The organism is Streptomyces sp. NPDC059582 (assembly GCF_042735715.1).
GTDB lineage: Bacteria > Actinomycetota > Actinomycetes > Streptomycetales > Streptomycetaceae > Streptomyces.
The window spans coordinates 44,596-65,696 of sequence record NZ_JBHWCC010000032.1 but is presented as its reverse complement, the minus strand read 5'-3'; the positions used below and the strand labels follow the sequence as shown (position 1 = coordinate 65,696).

General features: G+C 72.5%; 4 protein-coding genes. All 4 read left to right on the top strand.

The features are described from left to right. Positions 1 to 283 precede the first annotated feature (283 nt). From ACFV0T_RS25430 to ACFV0T_RS25415, 4 genes are read left to right on the top strand one after another with little or no spacing between them, the layout of a single operon-like run. Positions 284 to 1,471: an FAD-dependent monooxygenase gene (locus tag ACFV0T_RS25430; RefSeq protein WP_385783368.1), complete on the top strand. Its 1,188-nt coding sequence runs from the start codon at positions 284 to 286 to the stop codon at positions 1,469 to 1,471. 41 nt (positions 1,472 to 1,512) lie between these two features. After that, a complete protein-coding gene (locus ACFV0T_RS25425) occupies positions 1,513 to 9,279 on the top strand; it encodes an amino acid adenylation domain-containing protein (protein WP_385783367.1) in 7,767 nt (2,588 codons plus the stop codon). Positions 9,280 to 9,289: 10 nt separating this feature from the next. Then, positions 9,290 to 17,146: an amino acid adenylation domain-containing protein gene (locus ACFV0T_RS25420; protein ID WP_385783364.1), complete on the top strand. Its 7,857-nt coding sequence runs from the start codon at positions 9,290 to 9,292 to the stop codon at positions 17,144 to 17,146. Positions 17,147 to 17,150: 4 nt separating this feature from the next. Continuing rightward, positions 17,151 to 21,071, top strand: a complete 3,921-nt coding sequence (locus ACFV0T_RS25415) for an amino acid adenylation domain-containing protein (RefSeq protein WP_385783361.1) — start codon at positions 17,151 to 17,153, stop codon at positions 21,069 to 21,071. Positions 21,072 to 21,101 lie beyond the last annotated feature (30 nt).

The following is a 21,101-nucleotide window of genomic DNA, read 5'->3' as shown; positions in this document are numbered from 1 at the left end:
CCACCTCTGCGTGGCTCGCCGACCCCATTTGGGGTTAAAAATACAACCTGGGTCACACCCGCCGGGCGCCGCGGTGTGGGTCCGCGCGGCCCACACACGACACGGCGTCGACGTGCGTTTCTCCCACTGGTTCTATTTCTCCCGCAAGTTCGGATCGGCTAGCATCGCATTCGTGCTCGGCAGCGGTTGATTCGGCCCGCTGCGTCGATAGCGCACTCAATCACAATGCCTTTTCCGGTTGCGGCCGAGTTGGGTCAAAAAACTACCTGGTAAGAGAGGCGCCATGTACGACGTGATTGTCATAGGTGCCCGTTGTGCGGGTTCGCCGACGGCCATGCTATTCGCGCAGCAGGGTTATCGCGTCCTGCTCCTGGAGAAAGCGCGGTTCCCGCAGGACACCCTGTCCTCGCACTACATCCACCAGCAGGGCGTGGCCCTGCTCAACCGGTGGGGGCTGCTCGACAGGCTCCGCGACGCGGGCTGCAGGCCCATCGGCCACCAGAGCTACGAGGCGCCCGGCGTGCGCATCGACGGCTTCTCCCTGCCGATCGACGGCCTGCGCACCACGTACGCGCCCCGGCGCTACGTCCTCGACCCGATCCTCGCGGACGGCGCCGTGGCGGCCGGTGTGGAGTTCCGGGAGTCCTGCGCCGTCAACGACCTGCTGTTCGAGGACGACCGGGTCGTCGGGGTGCGCTACACGACGCCCGGCGGCGCCGAGGCCACGGACCGCGCCCGCCTGGTCGTCGGCGCGGACGGCATGCGCTCGCTGGTGGCCCGCAAGGCCGGCGCCCCCAACGTCATCGAGCACCCGCGGATGACCTGCACCTACTACAGCTACTGGGCGGATGTCCCCGCGCACTTCGAGCTGTACGAGCGGCCCGGACGCTGGATCGGCGTCCTGCCCACCAACGACGACCTCACCCTGCTCATGGCCTACTTCCCGCAGGAGGATTTCGCCCAGGTCCGCAAGGACGTGGAACCCGCCTACCTCGACGCCTTCCGCACCACCGCGCCCGAACTGTACGAGCGGATGCGGGCGGGCAGGCGGGTGGAGCAGCTGTACGGCACCGGGCACCAGGAGAACTACTTCCGCAAGGCCTACGGGCCCGGCTGGGCGCTGGTCGGCGACGCGGTCAACCACAAGGACTCCATCACCGCCCGCGGCATCACCGAGGCCTTCGTCCAGGCCCAGTCGCTCACCGGCCACATCGCAGGCCGGCTGCACGACGACGCCGCGCTCAAGGCGGCACTCAGGCGCTACGAGAACGACCTGGGCGACGAGGCCCTCAACCACTACCAGGGCGCGCTCAACGTGGCCGAACTCAAGCCCGAGGGACGGGCCGAGATGCTGCGGAAGCTGGTCGGACACCAGGACCTGATCGACCGGTACTTCTCGACGCTGTCGGGGGCGTGCTCCATCGACGACTTCTACAACGACGAACTGCTGACCCTGCTCGATCAGAGCTGAGCGACGACTCGCTCCCTGGTTCTGCCGAATTGGAGAATTCAATGATCCCGTTGTCGTTCGCGCAGCGTCGGCTGTGGTTCGTGGACCGGTTCGAAGGCCCCTCGCCGACCTACAACGGCGCGTTCGCCCTGCGGCTGACCGGTGAGCTGGCCGTGGACGCGCTCGAGGCGGCGCTGCGCGATGTCATCGACCGGCACGAGGTGCTGCGCACGGTGATCGTCGAGGACGGCGACGGTGTCCCGCACCAGCAGGTGCTGACCTCGCAGGACACGCCGTTCGGGCTGCCGGTCGTCGAGGCCGGGCGGCAGGAGCGGGCGGCGGCCATCGACGCGGTGGCCAGGCAGACCTTCGACCTGGCCGCCGACGTGCCGATCCGCGCCACCCTGGTGCGCACCGCACCGCACGAGCACACCCTGGTGCTGGTGGTGCACCACATCGCGCTGGACGGGGAGTCCCTCGGGCCGCTGCTGCGTGATCTCAGCGCGGCGTACGCGGCGCGCCGGCAGGGCGGGGCCCCGGTGTGGGAGCCGCTGCCGGTGCAGTACGCGGACTACACGCTGTGGCAGCAGGACGTGCTCGGTGACGAGTCGGACCCGGACAGCCTGGCGGCCGGGCAACTGGCGTACTGGCGTGAGGCGCTGGCCGATCTGGCGCAGCCGCTGGCGCTGCCGACGGACCGCCCGCGCCCGAGGGTGATGAGCTCGCGCGGCGACCTGGTCCGGTTCCCGCTCGACGCCGGCCTGCTGGCGGCGGTGCAGAAGCTGGCCGCCGAGCAGGACACCACCGTGTCGATGGTCATGCAGTCGGCGCTGGCGGTGCTCCTGCACCACCTCGGGTGCGGGGACGACATCCCCCTGGGCGCGCCGATCGCGGGGCGCACCGACGAGGAACTGCGCGACCTCGTCGGGTTCTTCGTCAACACCTGGGTGCTGCGCGTCGACCTGTCCGGGAACCCGACCTTCCTGCAACTGCTGCAGCGGGTGCGGGAGCGGGCTCTGGCCGCCTACGACAACCAGGACATGCCCTTCGAGCGGCTGGTGGAGCGGCTCAACCCGGACCGCTCCACCGCCTACCACCCGTTCTTCCAGGTGATGCTGGCCTGGCAGGAGCCGCTGGGGGAGCTGGAGTTCGCCGGACTGGACGTCGAGTCGCAGACGCTGGAGACCGCGACGGCCAAGTTCGACCTGTTCTTCAACATGATCCCGGACGCCTCGGGCGGGGCGGGGGTGCGGCTGGAGTACGCCACCGACCTGTTCGACCGGGACACCGTCGAGAAGCTGGCGGACCGCTTCGTGCGGGTGCTGCGCCGGCTGGTGGCCGACTCGGGACGCAGCGTCGGCGCGATCGACGTACTGGACACGGCCGAACGGGAACGTCTGCTCACCGAGTTCGACGACCACCCGGCCGCGGTGTCCGAGCTGACCGTCCCGCAGCTGTTCGAGAGCCAGGTGGCCCGGACACCTGAGGCCCCGGCGGTCGTGTGCGAGGGGCGGACGCTGACCTACCGGGAGCTCGACGAGCGGGCCGACAGCATCGCGTGGGAGCTGATCCGGCGTGGCGCAGGGCCGGAGGATCTGGTGGTGCTGGCGCTGCCGCGCACCGAGGACCTGGTGGCCGGCCTGCTCGGGATCCTCAAGTCCGGTGCCGGCTACCTGCCGATGGACCCGCAGTACCTCAGCGGGCGGGCGCACAGAGTGCTGTCGGAGGCGTCCGCGCGGTTCGCGCTCACCGACACCCGCACATGGCAGGACCTGCCGCAGCACGGCCTGTCGCCGGTCAACCTCGATGAGCGTGCGCAGTGGCGGACACCGCGCGGGACGCCGGACGACGCGGCCCGCACGGCGCCGCTGAGCCCGGACAACCTGGCGTACGTGATGTACACCTCCGGCTCCACCGGCACGCCGAAGGGCGCGGCGATCACCCACCGCAGCGTCGTCAACGGGGTGCGCGAACTGGTGCGCGTCCTGGACGCGCCGCCCGGCTGGCGGATGCTGGCCGCCACCTCGGTGAACTTCGACGTCTCCGTCTTCGAGCTGCTGAGCACCCTGTCCACCGGCGGCACGGCCGAGGTGGTGGCGAACGCGCTGGTGCTGGGGGAGCGGGACAACTGGGACGGCCACGTGATCAGCGCGGTCCCCTCGGTGCTCGGGGAACTGGTGGGCCACCTCGACAAGACGAGCGACGTGCGCACGGTCGTGTTCGCGGGCGATGTGCTGCCGGCCCGGCTGGTGCGCCGGGTACGCGAGGCGCTGCCCGGCGCGCAGATCGTCAACTCCTACGGGCAGAGCGAGAGTTTCTACGCCACCACGTTCAGCCTGCCGGCCGGCCGGCCGTGGACCGGCAGCGACGTCGCACCCATCGGCACGCCGCTGGGGAACATGCGCGCCTATGTGCTGGGCCCGGGACTCGCCCCGGTGCCGCAGGGCGTGATCGGTGAACTGTACGTGGTGGGCACCTGCCTGGGCCGCGGCTACCACGACCGGCCGGCCCTGAGCGCCGAGCGGTTCGTGGCGAGCCCGTTCGGCCCGGCGGGCGAGCGGATGTACCGCACGGGCGATCTGGCCCGCTGGAACGCCGACGGCCGGCTGGAATGCGTGGGCCGCGGCGACGGCCAGGTGAAGGTGCGCGGCTTCCGCATCGAGACGGCCGAGGTCGAAGCGGCGTGCACGGCGCACCCCGGGATCAGCGAGGCCGTCGTGATCAGCCGGGAGGCGCCCTCGGGCGGCCGGCGGCTCGTCGCGTACGTGGTGCACACCGGCGAGGGAGGCGTCGGCGACGACGGCGCCGGCGGTATCGGCGATGTGGACGTGCAGTCCGGGGCCTCGGCCGCCGAGCTGCGCCGGTTCGTCGCGGCGCGGCTGCCCGACTACATGGTGCCCTCCGCGTTCGTGGCGCTGGGCCGGCTGCCGCTGGGGCCCACCGGCAAGCTGGACCGCTCGGCGCTGCCCGAACCGGAGTTCTCCGGCGAGGCCTACCGCGGGCCGCGCACCGACGCCGAGGCGATCGTCACCGCGGTGTACGCCGACGTGCTCGGCGTGGAGCGGGTCGGCATCGACGACGACTTCTTCGCGGTGGGCGGCGACAGCCTGCGCTCGATCCAGGTGGTGGCCCGGGCCCGGGCCCGCGGCCTGGACGTCACCACACGGGAGATCTTCGAGTGCCGTACGGCGGCCCGGCTGGCGGAGGCGGCCGGCGCCCGCCGCGAGCGGCTGCCCGTACTCGCCGAGGACGACAGCGGCGGCGTCGGGACGATGGTGCTGCCGCCGGTGGCACGGCAGGTGTTCGAGCACGGCGGGGGAACGGACCGCTTCGCCATGTCGCTCGTGCTGGAACTGCCCGCGGGCATCGACGCGAGCGGGCTGGCCACGACGCTGGACGCCGTCCTGGACCGGCACGACCTGCTGCGCGCACAGCTGGTGGACGGCGACGAGCCCAGCCTCGTCGTGCGCCCGCCGGGCACCGTGCGCGCGGCGGACCTGATCCGCCGGGTCGACTGCGACGGCCGCTGGGAAGAGCCCACCGCGCTGGCGGCGGCGAAGACGGAACTGGACGACGCGGTCGGACGGCTCGACCCGCAGGCCGGCACCATGGCGGACTTCGTCTGGTTCGCCGCGCCGTCGGGGCAGGGCCGGCTGCTCGTGGTGCTGCACCACCTGGTCGTCGACGGCGTCTCCTGGCGCATCCTCATGTCGGACCTCGCCGAGGCGTGGCAGCAGATCAGCAGCGGCAGGACGCCCGAGCTGCCCGCGGTCGGCACCTCGGCCCGACGCTGGGCGTCGGCGCTGCACAGCGAGGCGCTCTCGCCGGGGCGGGAGACGGAACTGGCCTACTGGCGCGACCTGCTCGAAGCGTTCGACCCCCCGCTGGGCCGACGGGCGTTCGACCCCGCGGTGGATGTGATGTCCACCCTCGACACCGTGCGCGTGCAGCTGCCCGCCGAGGTCACCGAGGCGGTGCTGAGCACGCTTCCCGCCGCGTTCAAGAGCACCGGCACCGACGTGCTGCTCGCCGCGCTCGCCCTGGCCGTCCAGCGCTGGCGCGGCACGGAGCGCTCGATGCTGGTCCGGCTGGAGGGGCACGGCCGCGAGGAGGACGTCGTGCCCGGCGCCGACCTGTCGCGCACCGTCGGCTGGTTCACCAGCATGTACCCGGCCCGCATCGACGCGGCCGGGGCGGACCTGGCCGACGTGCTGGCCGGCGGCCCCGCCGCCGGCACGGCGATCAAACGGGTCAAGGAGCAGCTGCGGCAGATCCCGGACAAGGGCATGGGCTACGGACTGCTGCGCTACCTCAACCCGGAGAGCGCCGGGCAGCTCGCCGAATACCCGGCACCGCAGATCGGGTTCAACTACCTCGGCCGGATCTCCGACACCGACGTGCCCGAACACCTGCGCGCCCAGGGGTGGGGGCCGGCGCCCTGGTCCGCCGAGCTGATCCCCGCGCCCGACCCGGACCTGCCCGCGCTGTCCGCGCTGGAGGTCAACTCGGTCGTCACGGACAGCGCCGACGGCGCCCGGCTGCAGGCCGTGTTCATGTTCCCCACCGGGGTGCTCTCCCGCGAGCAGACCGGTGAACTGGCCGCGCTGTGGGTGCAGGTGCTGCACGGCATGGCCGCGCACGCCGCCCGCCCGCAGATCGGCGGCCTCACCCCGTCGGACGCGCCACTGGTGACGGTCCGCCAGGACGAGATCGAGGCCTGGGAACAGCGCTACGGCCCGCTGACCGCGATCTGGCCGCAGGCGCCGGGGCAGTCCGGCATCCAGTTCCAGGCGGCGCTGGCCGACGGCTCCTTCGACGTCTACCACATGCAGTTCGTGCTGCACCTGTCCGGGCACGTGGACCCGGCACGCATGCGGGCGGCCGGCCAGGCGCTGCTCGAGCGGTATCCCAACCTGCGCTCGGCGTTCCTGTCCGCGGACGGCGGCGACCCGGTGCAGGTCGTGGCGGAACACGTCGCCCTGCCCTGGCGCCACCTCGACCTCAGCGGCCGCGGCGAAGCCGCACAGGACGCGGCACTGGAGGCAGCCCTCGCCGAGGACCGCGCCGACCAGCTCGACCCCACCCGGCCGCCGCTGCTGCGGCTGGCTCTGCTGACCTGCGGGCCGCAGCAGGCGAAACTCGTCATCACCGCGCATCACACCCTCTTCGACGGCTGGTCGTCACCGCTGGTGATCAAGGACCTGGTCCAGCTGTACTGCGCCGGCCGCGAGCTCGCCGCGGTCCGCAGCTACGGCGACTACCTGGCCTGGCTGTCCGCGCAGGACCGGGAGGTGTCGGCCGCCCGCTGGAAGGCCGAGCTCGCCGGATTCGACCAGCCCACCCTCATGGCCCCGGACACCCCCCGCACGGGGGAGGCGTCCGCCCTCGGCCGGGTCGAGGTACCGCTGTCGATCGACCAGGGCCGCGAACTCGCCCGGCGCGCCGCACAACTCGGCGTCACCCTGAACACGCTCCTGCAGGGCGCGTGGGCGATCCTGCTGTCGAAGCTGACCGGGCAGCAGGACGTGGTGTTCGGCGCCGCCGTCAACGGCCGCCCCGCGGACCTGACCGGCGCCGAGGAGATGGTCGGCCTGTTCATCAACACCCTGCCGACCAGGGTGTGGTGCCGGCCCCAGGACAGCGTCGCCGACGTCATCACCGCACTGCAGGACCGGCAGATCGCCCTGCTCGACCACCACTACTACGGGCTGGCCGACATCCAGCGCGGCGTCGGGCTGCCCGCCCTGTTCGACACGATCGTCGTGTTCGAGAACTACCCGATCGACCGCGAGGGCATCGTCGAGGCCAACACCTCGGCCGGCTTCACCATCGACGGCATCCGGCCGTTCGCGGGCTCGCACTACCCGCTCACCCTCAACGCCTCCGACCCCTACCTGCGCCTGTCCCTCGACTACCAGAACAACCTCTACGACCGCGACGCCGCCGAGGCGATCGCCGCCCGGCTGGTGCGGGTGCTGGAACAGGTGCTCCAGGACCCCACCACACCCGTGCGCGCCATGGAGGTGCTGTCCGACCAGGAGCGCGACTGGCTGGTGCGCGAAGTCAACGACACGGCCCGCCCGGTGGCCGCGGACACCCTGCCGGGCGCGTTCGAGGCCCAGGTGGAACGTGACCCCGACCGGCCGGCACTGATCGGCGAGCAGGAGACGCTCACCTACGGGGAGTTCAACCGGCGCGCCAACCAGCTGGCGCACTGGCTGGCCGAACAGGGCGCGGGCCCCGAGCAGCTGGTCGCGGTGCGCATCCCGCGCTCGGTCGACCTGATGGTGGCGCTGTACGCGGTGGTCAAGGCCGGCGCCGCCTATCTGCCGGTGGACACCGAACTGCCCCAGGAGCGGGTGCGGCACGTGCTGGACAGCGCGAAACCGCTGCTCGTCCTCGACGGGACACTGCCCGAGGTGTCCGGCTATCCGCAGACCGACCCGCGGCGCGAACTGTCGCCCGAGAACGCCGCGTACGTCATCTACACCTCCGGTTCCACCGGCGGCCCCAAGGGCGTGCAGGTCGCCCACCGCTCGATCATGAACCGGCTGAAGTGGGGCCTGGCGCACTTCGCCGTCGGCGCCCAGGACCGGGTGCTGCTGAGCACCACGGCGAGCTTCGACGTGTCGGTGCCGGAACTGTTCGCGCCGCTGCAGACGGGTGCCGCCGTCGTCATCGCCCGCCCCGACGGCCGGCGCGATCCGGCCTACCTCGCCGACCTGATCCAGCGCGAGCGGGTCACCGGCGCGGACTTCGTGCCCTCCCTGCTGGAGGCGTTCGTCGCCGAACCCACCGCCAAGGAGTGCACCAGCCTGCGCTGGATCGAGGTCGCGGGCGAGGCCTTCGCACCCGCGCTGGCCGACCGGGCCGCCGAGGTGCTGCCCGGCTGCGGCGTGCACAACCTCTACGGGCCCACCGAGGCGTCGGTGGAGGTCACCGCCTGGCAGCACAAGCCGGGCGCGGACCGGGTGCCGATCGGCGCCCCGGTGTGGAACACCCAGGTGTACGTGCTGGACAGCGCGCTGCGCCCGGTCGCCCCCGGCGTCGCCGGCGAGCTGTACCTCGCCGGCGACGGGCTGGCCAGGGGCTACCTCGGACAGACGGCCCTGACCGCGAACCGCTTCGTCGCCTGCCCCTTCGGCGCGCCGGGGACGCGGATGTACCGCACCGGCGACGTGGTGCGCTGGAACAGGGACGGCCAGGTCGAGTACATCGGCCGCTCCGACTTCCAGGTCAAGGTCCGCGGGTTCCGCATCGAGCTGGGGGAGATCGAGCAGGCGCTGACCGCGCACCCGCAGGTCGACAGCGCGGTGGCCGTGGTGCGCGAGGACCACACGGGCGACCAGCGGCTGGTCGCCTACGTGGTGGCGGGCAGCGGCACCGCCGAGGCGGCCGCACCGGACCCGGCGGCCCTGAGCGAGTCGCTGCGCACACGCCTGCCGCAGTACATGGTCCCCTCCGCGATCGTGCTGCTGCCGCAACTGCCCACGACCCCCAGCGGAAAGCTCGACCGGGGCGCGCTGCCCGCACCCGAGCACACCGAGGCCACGGCCGGACGAGGACCGCGCAACCACCAGGAGGAAGTCCTGTGCCGGCTGTTCGCCGAGCTGCTCGGCGTCGAGGACGTCGGCATCGACATCGACTTCTTCGACCACGGCGGGCATTCGCTGCTGGCCACCCGGCTGATCGGCCGCATCCGCAACGAGCTCGACGTCGACGTGAAGGTCACCACCGTGTTCCGCAGTCCGACCGTCGCCCAGCTCGCGGCCCGGATCGAGAAGCTGGCCACGTCGAACCGCCCCCAGCTGCGCCCGATGAACGTGTAGGAGTGCGTCGATGATCCCGTTGTCCTTCGCCCAGCGCCGGCTGTGGTTCCTCCACCGCCTGCAAGGCCCGTCCGCGACCTACAACATCCCGTTCGTGCTGCGTCTTCAGGGACCGCTGGACACGGCGGCCCTGGCCGCGGCGGTGACGGACGTCGTCACCCGGCACGAGAGCCTGCGCACCCTCGTCGTCGAGGACGCGGACGGCCACCCGCAGCAGCGGATCCTGCCCCCGCAGGAGGCATCCGTCCCCTTCCGGGTGGCCGACGTCGCCGCCCACGCCGTGGACGCCGCGATCCAGCAGGCCGCCTGCGAGGGCTTCGACCTGGACACGCAACTCCCCCTGCGCACCACCGTCCTGCGTGTCGCAGCGCAGGAGCACGTGCTGGTGTTCGTGTTCCACCACATCGCCGCGGACGGCGCGTCGATGGCACCGTTCTTGCGGGACCTGCTGTCCGCGTACGCGGCCCGGAGCCAGGGCGGCGCACCGCAGTGGAGCGCGCTCGCGGTGCAGTACAAGGACTACACGCTGTGGCAGCGCGAGGTGCTCGGCGACGAGGACGACCCGCAGAGCATCGCCGCGGCGCAACTGGAGTACTGGCAGCGCGAACTGGCCGGCGTACCGCAGCCGGTGCAGCTGCCGCTGGACCGGCCGCGGCCGACCGCGGCCGGCCACGACGGCGGCCACGTCGACTTCGCACTGGACGCCCAGCTGCTCGCCGGGATCGGGAAACTGGCCGCCGAGCACGGCGCGACGGCCCCGATGGTCGCCCAGGCCGTGCTCGCGGTACTCCTGCACCACCTCGGCGCCGGCAACGACCTGACGATCGGCAGCCCCATCGAGGGCCGCGCCGACGAGCAGCTCGACGACCTGATCGGCTTCTTCGCCAACACCTGGGTGCTGCGCGTCGACCTGTCGAAGAACCCCTCGTTCGGCGACCTGCTGGAGCAGGTACGCGAACGGGCCCTGGCCGCCTACGACAACCAGGACGTGCCCTTCGAGCGGCTGGTGGAGCTGCTCAGCCCGGACCGCACCACCGCCTACCAGCCGCTGTTCCAGGTGATGCTGGCCTGGCAGTTCCCGTGGTCGCCGATCGAGATACCGGGCCTGCACATCACCCCCGTCCCGGCGGGCACCGGCACCGCGAAGTTCGACCTGTTCTTCAACATCGTCCCGGCCCCCTCCGGCGGCGCCTACGGGCGGCTGGAGTACGCCAGGGAACTCTTCGACCACACCACGGCCCAGTCCCTGACCGAACGCTACGTCCGCGTGCTGCGCCAGGTCGTCGCCGACTCCACGACACGCCTCGGCGCGGTGGACGTGCTCACCGGCGCCGAACGCGAGCAGCTGGCACAGCCGAACGCCACGGCCACACCGCCGCCGGCCTCGACGCTGGCACAGCTGATCGCCGCCCAGACGGCGGCCACCCCCGACGCCCCGGCGGTGGTGTGCGCGCAGAGCACCCTGTCGTACCGCGAACTGGACGCCCGCGCCGGCCGGCTGGCCGCGGTGCTGCGCGAGCGCGGCGTCGGACCCGACGTCCTGGTCGCCGTGGCGCTGCCGCGCGGCGCGGACCTGGTGGTCGCCCTGCTGGGCGTGCTCAAGGCCGGCGGCGCCTACCTGCCCGTCGACCCCCACTACCCGGCCGCCCGCGTCGGACTCCTGCTCGACGCCGCCGACCCGGCCCTGGTCCTGACCGACTACGCGACGGCGGCGCGTGTGGCCGCCGCCCGGCCGCCGCTGCTGCACCTGGACGACCTCAGCCTCACCGGCCCCGCCCGCCCGGCCCCCGATCCGCGCACCGGGCCGAACCACCTCGCCTACGTGATGTTCACGTCCGGCTCGACCGGAACCCCCAAGGCCGTCGCCGTCACCCAGGCCGGCGTCGTCAACGGCGTCCAGGACCTGCGCCGCACGGCACAGGTCGGGCCCGGCTCCCGGATGCTCGCCGCGACCTCGGTGAACTTCGACGTGTCCGTGTTCGAGATATTCACCGCGCTCACCTGCGGAGCGAGCGTCGAAATCGTCCGTGACGTCCTCGAACTCGCCGAACGCGGCAGCTGGTCGGGCACCACCGTCAGCGCCGTGCCCACCGTGTTCGGCGCCCTGCTCGACCAGATCGGCACCGGCACCCCCGCCGGCCTCGAACTCGACGTGGAAACCGTCGTCTTCGCCGGCGAGGCACTCACCGCCGACCTGGTCGCCAAGGTGCGCCACGCCCTGCCCGACGTCCGCATCGTCAACGCCTACGGACAGACCGAGAGCTTCTACGCCTCCACCTACACCCTCCAGCAGCAGCAGCAGCAGCAGCAGCAGCCGGCCGCGACCGGCGCGATCCCGGTCGGCCGGCCCCTGGCGGGCATGCGCGCCTACGTCCTGGGACCGCAGCTGACCCCGCTCCCGCCCGGCGTGAGCGGCGAACTGTACGTCGGCGGCCTGCTCGCCCGCGGCTATCACCGAAACGGCGCGGCCTGCGCACAGCGCTTCGTCGCCGACCCGTTCGGCCCTCCCGGCGCCCGCATGTACCGCACCGGCGACCTGGCCCGCTGGGACGAGCACGGCCAACTGACCTACGCCGGACGCGCCGACACCCAGGTCAAGGTGAACGGCATCCGCATCGAGCCGACCGAGATCGAGACCGTCCTGGCCCGCCATCCCGCCATCGGCCAGGCGGTGGTCACGGTGTGCGAGGACCCCGCCGGCAGCAGCCGGCTCGTCGCCCATGTGGTGCCGGCGGCCACCGCGGACCCCGCCGGCCCGGACGCCGGCGTGTCGGCGTCGCAGCTGCGGCGGTTCATGGCCGAACGGCTGCCGGACTACATGGTGCCCGCCCTGTTCGTGGTCCTGGAGCGGCTGCCGCTGAGCGCGAACGGAAAACTGGACCGTGCGGCCCTGCCCGAACCCGCCTTCACCGGCGCCCGCTACCGGGCGCCGCGCAGCGACGCCGAACGGGTCCTGGCCGAGGTGTACGCCGACGTCCTGGACGCCGGACAGGTCGGCATCGACGACGACTTCTTCACCAGCGGCGGCGACAGCATCCGTTCCATCCAGGTCGTCGCGCGGGCCAGGACACGCGGCGTCGTGGTCAGCACCCGGGAGGTCTTCGAGCACCGCACGGTCGCCCGGCTCGCCGAACTCGTCGACGGCCGCCGCGAAGAGGAGCGCGTCAGCCTGGCCGAACTGCCCGGCGGCGGCGTCGGCCGGGCCCCGCTGCCGCCGACGGCGGCGCACGTCCTCGCCCTGGGCGGCGGCATCGGCCGGTTCTGCATGTCCGCGCTGCTGACCCTGCCCGCGGACATCGACCGAACCGGGCTGCTCGCGACGGTGCAGGCCGTGCTGGACCGGCACGACGTGCTGCGCTCCCGGCTCGAGCGGGAGACGCCGGGCCTGCGGATGCAACCGCCCGGCCACCTCGACGCGAGCACACTCCTACGCGAAGTCCCCTACGACGCCGCCGAGGTGCAGGCCGAACTGGACGCGGCCGCCGGCCGGCTGGACCCGGACGCGGGCGTCATGGCCCAGTTCGTACGGCTCACCAGCGCCACCGAAGCGGACCGGCTGCTGATCGTGCTGCACCACCTGGTCGTCGACGGGGTGTCGTGGCGGATCCTGGTACCGGACCTGGTGTCCGCCTGGCAGCGCGTACGCGAGGGCCTTGCCCCGCAGCCGGCCGGCGCGGGCACCTCACTGCGGCGCTGGACGCACGCCCTGGCCGACCAGGCCGCCACCCCCGGGCGGATCGCGGAACTGCCCGTGTGGCAGGAGATCCTGCGCGGCGACGAACCGGTGCTCGGCGCCCGGGAGGTGGACCCCGCCCGCGATGTCGCGGCCACCGTGGACACGGTGCGCGTCCAGGTGCCGGCCGACGTCACACAGACCCTGCTCACCACACTGCCCGCGCTCTTCCGCGGCGGCGCCGACGACGGACTGCTGGCCGCCCTGGCCCTGGCGCTGACCCGCTGGCGCCGGACGCGGGGCGTGCGCGCGACCTCGACGCTGGTGCGGCTGGAAGGACACGGCCGCGAAGAACACCTGGTACCCGGCGCGGACCTGTCGGGCACCCTCGGCTGGTTCACCGCGATGTTCCCGCTCCGGCTGGAGACGGCGGGCATCGACGTGGCGGACGCCTTCGCCGGCGGCCCGGCCGCCGGACGGGCCGTCAAGGCCGTCAAGGAACAACTGCGGGCGATACCCGACCACGGCATGGGCTACGGCCTGCTGCGCCACCTCAACCCGCAGACCGCCGCCGCCCTGGCCGCACACCCCCAGCCGCAGATCGGGTTCAACTACCTGGGCCGCGCCTCCCGCGCGGACATCCCCGAGGACCTGCGCGGCCTGGGCTTCGCCCCCGACACCACACACCGCGACCTGATCGCCGCCCCCGACCCGGACATGCCGGTGCTGTCGGCGCTGGAGATCAACGCGGTGGCCGTCGCCACCGGCCGCGGCGACGAACTGACCGCCTACTTCGGCTTCCCCACCGGTGTCCTGACCCGCGACGAGGTCAGCGAACTGGCCGCGCTGTGGGTGCAGGCGCTGACCGCCCTGGCCCGGCACGCCACGACCCCCGACGCCGGCGGCCTGACCCCGAGCGACGCACCCCTGGTCCAGGTCGGGCAGGACGAGATCGACACCTGGGAGGCCCGGTTCGGCAGGCTCGCCCAGGTGTGGCCGACGACACCGGTGCAGTCCGGGATGCTCTTCCACACCCAGCTGGCCGGCTCCTCGTTCGACGCCTACCACATGCAGCTGGCGTTCCACCTGTCCGGCGAGGTCGACCCCGAGCGGATGCACCGGGCCGCCCAGGCACTCCTGGAGCGCTACCCCGTCCTGCGCGCCGCGTTCGTCGACCGCGCCGACGGCGAGGTGGTGCAGGTGGTGCCCGAGACGGTGGCACTGCCCTGGCAGTACCTCGACCTGAGCGCGGCCGGCGAGGCGGAGCGCACCGAGACGTTCGAACGCCTCCTCGCCCAGGACCAGGCCGCCTACTTCGCCATGGACACCCCGCCGCTGCTCAGGCTGGCACTCGTCGTCCTGGAACCCGGCCGCGCCGAACTCGTCATGACCGCCCACCACGTCCTGCTCGACGGCTGGTCCACCCCGCTGCTGATGCGGGACCTGCTGCTGCTGTACGCCTCCGGCGGCGACCTGACGGCCCTGCCCGCGACCCGCGACTTCGGCGAGTTCCTGTCCTGGCGCGCCGGGCAGGACGAGGCGGAGTCCGCCCGGGTGTGGGCGGCCGAACTCGACGGCGTCGAGGAGGCCACCCTGCTCGCCCCCGGCTTCGAGGGCGTGGGCAAGGAGGGCGTCGAGCAGATCGACATCGCGCTGCCGCTCGAGGAGGCACGCGAACTGACCCGGCGGGCCACCGAATGGGGCGTCACCGTCAACACCCTGGTCCAGGGCGCCTGGGCGCTGCTGCTGGGCCGGCTCACCGGCCGCCAGGACGTCCTGTTCGGCGCCACCGTCTCCGGGCGCCCGCCCGCGGTGCCCGACGTCGACTCGATGGTCGGGATGTTCATCAACACCCTCCCCGTACGTGTCGAGTACGCGCCCGGCGACACCGTCGCCGAGGTCCTCACCCGGCTGCAGAACCGGCAGGCCGTACTGCTGGACCACCACTCCTACGGCCTCTCGCAGATCCAGCAGGCGGCCGGCCTGCCGTCCCTGTTCGACACGCTGGTGGTGTTCGAGTCCTACCCGGTCGACCGCGACGGCCTCAGCGCCGCCACCGACGCCGCGGACGGGATCGCCTTCAGCGGCCTGCGCGCCTGCACCGCCACCAACTACCCGCTGACCCTGATGGCGGCGGCCGACCCGCACCTCCAGCTCACCTTCCAGTACGCGCGCGGCGCCTTCGAACGCGACACCGTGGAGGCGTTCGCGGCCCGCCTGGTGCGCGTCCTGCGGCAGCTGGCCGCCACCCCCGCACTGACGGTCGCGCAGGTCGACGTCCTGGACCCGGCCGAACGCGACTGGCTGCTGACCGGGTTCAACGACACCGCCGTCGCGACCGCGGACGTCACCCTCCACGCGCTGATCGAGGCACAGACGGCGCGTACCCCCGACGAGAACGCCGTCATCGCCGGCGGCGCCACCCTCACCTACCGCGAGGTGGACGCCCGGGCCAACCGCCTGGCGCGCGCCCTGGCCGCCCGCGGGGTGGGCCCGGAGTCGGTGGTCGCGGTGTCCCTGCCGCGCTCGGCGGACCTGGTCATCGCCCTGCTCGCGGTGCTGAAGGCGGGCGGCGCCTATCTGCCGGTCGACCCCAAGTACCCCAGCCACCGCCTCGGGCTCATCTTCGACGAGGCACGGCCACGGCTCGTCCTGACGGACCGCGCGACGGCCGCGGTGCTGCCCGCGCACGACGCCCCGGACGTCCTGCTCGACACGCTCGACCTGCCCGCCGACGACACCCGCCTCGCCCTGCCCCTGCACCCCCAGCAGCTGGCGTACGTGATGTACACCTCCGGCTCCACGGGCCAGCCCAAGGGCGTCGCCATCACCCACGCCAACGTGGTCAACGGCGTGCTGCGGCTCGCCTCCCGCGTCGGCATGGCGCCGGGCAAGCGGCTCCTCGCGGGCACCTCCGTCAACTTCGACGTCTCGGCGTTCGAGATCTTCACGACCCTCGCCACCGGCGGCGTCCTCGACGTGGTCCGCGACGTCCTGGTCCTGGGCGAGCGCGAGAGCTGGAGCGGCAGCGTCATCTCCACCGTGCCGTCCGCCTTCACCGAACTCGTCGAGGAGATCGCCGGCCGCACCAGCGTGGAGACGGTCGTCTTCGCCGGCGAGGCGCTGCCCTCCTCACTCGTCGACAAGACCCGGGCCGCCTTCCCGGGCGTACGGATCGTCAACGCCTACGGGCAGAGCGAGTCGTTCTACGCCACCACCCACACCGTCCTGGGCGACCCGCAGCACCCGGCGGGCAGCGCACCCGTGGGCACCCCGCTGGGCAACATGCGCGCCTACGTCCTGGACCCCGGCCTCACCCCGGTCCCGCCGGGCGCGGTCGGCGAGCTGTACATCGGCGGGAGCGTGGGCCGCGGCTACCACGGCCGCACCGAACTGACCGCCGAGCGTTTCGTCGCCGACCCGTTCGGCCCGCACGGCACCCGCATGTACCGCACCGGAGACCTGGCCCGCTTCAACGGCGAGGGCCGGCTGGAGTACGTGGGCCGCTCGGACTCCCAGGTCAAGGTGCGCGGCTTCCGCGTCGAGCCCGGCGAGGTCGAGGCCGCGATCACCGCGCACCCCGCCGTCGCCCAGGCCGCCGTCATCGCCCGCGACGGACGCGGCGCCGCCACCGGCAAGCAACTCGTCGCCTACGTCGTGCCCGCGACCACCGGAGACCACACGCCGGCCGGCGACCACACCACCACCGGCGACCACCACACGACCACCGGCGAGCACCCGCCGGCCGGCGAGCGCCCCGGCCTGGAGCCGAAGGAACTGCACGGCTTCGTCGCACGACACCTGCCGGACTTCATGGTGCCCTCCGCCTTCATGGTCCTCGACCGGCTCCCGCTCACCCCCAACGGCAAACTGGACCGGGCCGTGCTGCCCGAACCGGAGTACACCGGCGCCCCCTACCGGGCACCGCGCACCACCCGCGAGGAGATCCTGGCCAAGCTGTTCGCCGAGGTGATCGGCGTGGACCGGGTCGGCATCGACGACGGCTTCTTCGAGCTGGGCGGCCACTCCCTGCTCGCCACCCGGCTGATCAGCCGCGCCCGCGCCGAGCTGAGCATCGAGATACCCATCCGCAAGATCTTCGACCTGCCGACGGTGGCCGCGCTCGCCGCCTGGTCGGAGGAATCCGCTGCTCCCCGCCGCCCCAGCCTGCGCCAGATGACCGTGAAGGAGTAACGCGATGATTCCGCTGTCATTCGCCCAACGCCGTATGTGGCTTCTGCACCAACTGGAGCGGGGAGCGGCGACCTACAACATCTCCGCGGCGTTCCGGCTGACCGGCTCCCTGGACCAGGCCGCCCTCACCGCGGCGATCCGTGACGTCGTCGACCGGCACGAGATCCTGCGCACCACGTACGCCACGGACGACGACGGTGAGCCCTACTCGCTGATCCTGCCGGCGCAGCAGGCCTCCCCGCAGCTGCGGGTGGCCGAGGTGACGCCCGAGGACCTGCCCGGCGCGATCGGCGAGGCCGTCGCGCACCGCTTCGACCTCGAGACCGAACTCCCCCTGCGGGCCAGCCTGCTGCGCTGCTCCGCGCACGAACACGTCCTGGTCATGGTCATCCACCACATCGCCTCGGACGGCAGCTCCAGCGCGCCGATGATGCGGGACCTGATCGACGCCTACACCGCCCGCCAGGACGGCCGGCCACCGCACTTCGAGCCGCTGCCCGTGCAGTACAAGGACTACGCGCGATGGCAGCGCGAAGTGCTCGGCGACCCGGCCGACCCGGGCAGCCTCGCCGCGGCGCAGGTCGGCTACTGGCGCAAGGAACTGGCCGGGGTGCCGCAGCCGCTGAGCCTGCCGCTGGACCGGCCGCGGCCCGCGGTGGCCAACTCGCACGGCGACACGGTCGACCTCGTGGTGGCACCCCGGGTGGCGGCCGGGCTGCAGAAGCTGGCCGAGGAACGCGGCTCGACCATGTCGATGGTCCTGCAGGCCGCGCTCGCGGTGCTGCTGCGCAAGCTCGGCGGCGGCGACGACGTGACGATCGGCAGCCCGATCGCCGGACGCACCGACGAGGCGCTGGCCGGACTGATCGGATTCTTCGTCAACACCCAGGTGCTGCGCGCGGACCTCTCCGGCAACCCCTCCTTCACCGACCTGCTCGCGCAGGTCCGCGACAAGGCACTGACCGCCTACGAGTACCAGGACGTGCCGTTCGACCTGCTGGTCGAGGCCATCAACCCCGAACGCTCCGCGTCCTACCAGCCGCTGTTCCAGGTGATGTTCGCCTGGCAGAGCTACCAGAAACCCGACCTCGACATCCCCGGCCTCCAGGTCACGTTCGAACAGGCCATCCCCTCGACCGCCATGGTCGACCTGTTCTTCAGCCTGACCGTCGACGACACGGGAGCACTGCGCGGCGACCTGCAGTACGCGACCCAGCTCTTCGACCGCGACTCGGCCCAGGTGATCGCGGCCCGCCTCGTGCGGGTGCTGGAGCAGCTGGCCGCCGATCCGGGCCTGCGCGTCGGGGACGTCGACGTGCTCAGCGCGGGGGAGCGGGAACGGCTGGTGCGCGAGGTGAACGCCACCGGCGACGACATCCCCGACGTCACCCTGGTCGAGCTGTTCGAACAGCAGGCGGCGCAGCGGGCGGAGCGGGCCGCGGTGGCCTTCGACGGCGTCACCCTCACCTACGGCGAGCTCAACGCCCGCGCCAACCGGCTCGCACGCCACCTCCTGGCCCGCGGCGTGGGCCCCGAGTCCCTGGTCGCCGTCTGCCTGGATCGCTCGGCCGACCTGGTCGTCGCACTGCTGGCCGTCCTCAAGGCGGGCGGCGCCTACCTGCCCATCGACCCCGACTCCCCGGCCGACCGCATCGCCTACATGCTCCAGGACGCCGCTCCGGTCCTGCTGGTCACCACCAGCACGACCGGCGCCGCGCAGGACCTGGCCCACACCCTGCCCCTGGTCCACCTCGACCAGACAGCCGGCGCCCTCGCCCAGCAGCCGGCCACCGACCTCACCGACGCCGAGCGCCGCACCGCCCTGCGCCCCGCACACCCGGCCTACGTGATCTACACCTCCGGCTCCACCGGCCGCCCCAAGGGCGTCCTGATCCCGCACCGCAACGTGGTCGGCCTGTTCACCGGCACCCAGGACGGCTTCGCCTTCGGCCCGGACGACGTATGGACGCTCTTCCACTCCTACGCCTTCGACTTCTCGGTGTGGGAGCTGTGGGGGGCGCTGCTGTACGGCGGACGCCTGGTCGTGGTCCCCTACGACGTCTCCCGCTCCCCGGCCGACTTCCTCAAACTGCTGGCCCGCGAGCAGGTCACCGTCCTCAACCAGACCCCCTCCGCCTTCTACCAGCTCATCCAGGCCGACGCCCAGGACCCCGGCCAGGAACTGGCCCTGCGCCACGTGGTGTTCGGCGGCGAGGCCCTCGACCTCAACCGCCTCGCCGACTGGTACGAGCGCCACGCCCCCGACGCACCGCTGCTGGTGAACATGTACGGCATCACCGAGACCACCGTGCACGTCACCCGCATCGACCTGGACCAGCACTCCGCCGCCCGCTACCGGGCCAGCGTGATCGGCCCGGCGATCCCGGGCCTGCGCGCCCACGTCCTGGACACCAGCCTCATGCCGGTGCCCGACGGCGTCACCGGCGAGCTGTACGTGGCCGGCTACGGCCTGGCCCGCGGCTACCACGGCCGGCCGGACCTGTCCGCGGGACGCTTCCTCGCCTGCCCCTTCGGCCCGGCGGGCGAGCGGATGTACCGCACCGGCGACCTGGTCCGCCGCAGCAGGGACGGCCGGCTGGAGTACGTCGGGCGCTCCGACTCCCAGGTGAAGATCCGCGGCTTCCGGATCGAGCTGGGGGAGATCGAGCACGCGCTGGCCGGGCATCCGGGCGTGGCCCAGGCGGTGGTCGTGGTGCGCGAGAACCAGCAGGACGACAAGCGCCTCGCCGCCTACGTGGTGCCCCGGACCGCAACCGCCGACGCCGGACCCGCCGAGCCGTCCGACCTGTCCGACCTGTCCGAATACCTGCGCGGGCGCCTTCCCGACTACATGGTGCCCTCCACGATCACCGCCCTGTCGCAGATCCCGCTGACCTCCAACGGGAAGCTCGACCGGCGCTCCCTGCCCGCCGAGGACACGCACACCGCCGCCGCCGGCCGCCTGCCGCGCAACTCCTACGAGCACAAGCTGTGCGCCCTCTTCGGCGAACTGCTCGGCCTGGACAGCGTCGGTATCGACGACGGCTTCTTCGCACTCGGCGGCCACTCGCTGCTGGCCACCCGGCTCAGCGTCCGCATCCGCAGCCAGTTCGACATCGACATGCCCATCAGGACGATCATCAAGTACCCCACGGTGGCCGAGCTGGCCGCGCTGATGCTCGCCGGCGGCGTTCCCGACGACGACGCCGACTCCTTCGCGGTCGTCCTGCCCCTCAACCGCGATCCCGGCACGGGCAAGCCGCCGGTGTGGTTCTTCCACGGCGGCGGCGGACTGGGCTGGGCGTACTACAGCTTCGTCCTGCACCTGCCGGACCGGCCCGCCTACGCCCTGCAGTCCCGCGGCTCCGACGGCGTGGACACACCGGCCCGCTCCGTGCAGGAGATGATCGACGACTACGTCACCCAGATGCTGAAGATCCAGCCGGAAGGCCCCTTCCACCTGATCGGCTGGTCCTACGGCGGCACCGTCGTCCAGGCCGTCGCGGACGCCCTGGACCGGCGCGGCCACGAGATCGCCCTCGTGGCCGTCCTGGACGCCCAGCCGGGCGGACACGGCTTCAGCGAAGTGCACGCCGGCAAGGACTCCTCGGACTACCGGGCCGAACTCGAGGACGACTTCAGCCAGTACATACGCACCGGCAACCGGCAGGGCTTCCTGGACACCATGGCGAAGGTCATGGCCAACAACACGGCCCTCATGATGGATTTCGAATCGCCGGTCTACCGCGGCGACGTGCTGTATTTCAACGCGACGCTCGAGGACACGTCGTACGCGCACCTGTGGCGGCCCTACGTCCAGGGCTCCCTCGAGGTGCACGACGTGCACGCCACGCACCACGAGATGCACATGCCCGCACCCGTCGCCGAATTCTTCGAGGTCGTCCACCGCAAGCTGGCGCCGTGAACGGACCTTCCCGTCCCACAACCGGTTCAC